The sequence below is a fragment of the Candidatus Pelagibacter communis genome, from assembly GCF_001179845.1.
GTDB classification, from domain to species: Bacteria; Pseudomonadota; Alphaproteobacteria; order Pelagibacterales; family Pelagibacteraceae; genus Pelagibacter; species Pelagibacter ubique_Q.
Genome location: NZ_CVSB01000014.1, coordinates 1 through 688, shown reverse-complemented (window position 1 = coordinate 688; position 688 = coordinate 1). Strand labels below are relative to the sequence as shown.

The following is a 688-nucleotide window of genomic DNA, read 5'->3' as shown; positions in this document are numbered from 1 at the left end:
CATTTTATGGAATTAACAAATTTGTAATTTGCTTAGGTTTCAAAGGTAATCTAATTAAAAAAGAATTATTAAAATATAGAAATCTAGAGAAATGGAATATAAATTTTGTAAACACAGGTATTAATACAATGACTGGTGGAAGAATAAAAAAAGTTAGAAATTTTGTTAAAAATGATAAGTTTTTTTGTGTCTCTTATGGAGATGGATTAAGTGATATAAAAATAGATAAGCTAATTAAGTTTCATCAAAAAAAGAAAAAAGCCGCAACCTTGACTGCAGTAAGATATAAAAATCCAAAAGGTATTTTATCTATCTCTCAAAATTCTGAAGTTGCTAAAATTAAAGAAAAACCAATGGAATATATTAATGGAGGTTTTTTTATTTTAACTAATAAAATTTTTAAATATTTAAAAGATAATAAAAGTATTTTTGAAGAAGACTGTTTGCCACAATTATCTAAAATCAAACAATTAAATGCATATAAACATAATGGTTTTTGGGCATGTATGGATACCATGAGAGAAAAAATTGAAATTAATAATATTTGGAAAAAGAAAAAAGCTCTCTGGAAAGTGTGGTAATTAATAATTGTGAGACCTACAAAGAAATACTGGAAAAATAAAAAAGTTTTAATTACTGGTCATACTGGTTTTATGGGTTCCTGGCTGTGTTTAGTTCTAAAGTTATA

1 protein-coding gene is annotated in these 688 nt (G+C 24.4%); it reads left to right on the top strand.

The annotated features are described in order from the left end of the window. On the top strand, nucleotides 1–581 hold a 581-nt coding region (locus tag AMN81_RS00805), incomplete at its 5' end, for a sugar phosphate nucleotidyltransferase (RefSeq protein ID WP_072090253.1). Nucleotides 582–688 lie beyond the last annotated feature (107 nt).